Raw genomic sequence first — 283 nt, forward strand, 5'->3', positions numbered from 1 at the left:
AGGCTAAACGAACCAACCGCAGACGTCATGCGCGATATCATCACCTTGAAAGTAACGGCCGGACGTTCCGTGGGGCACAATGCGCTTTCCCTGTACAACAGGTCGCGCATGCCATCCGCCCAACTCTTCGAAGAGATCAACGCTCGTGGGCACGTAGAACCCGCTACGCTCGGCGAAGCAGTAGCCCAGACACTTCTTGTCGCCACGTATACCGCACCCGATCGCAACTTGTGGTTACCCCCGTTTGCCGGACATCGGTTAAGCGGCTTCGGTAGCCGCCTGG

The 283-nt window shown here is 58.7% G+C and carries 1 protein-coding gene; it reads left to right on the top strand.

All coding sequences use genetic code 11. The features are described from left to right. Positions 1–27: 27 nt before the first annotated feature. On the top strand, positions 28–283 hold a 256-nt coding region (locus B1964_RS30840; protein WP_216354318.1), incomplete at its 3' end, for a hypothetical protein.

The organism is Gordonia sp. i37 (genome assembly GCF_002043085.1).
Lineage (GTDB): Bacteria > Actinomycetota > Actinomycetes > Mycobacteriales > Mycobacteriaceae > Gordonia > Gordonia polyisoprenivorans.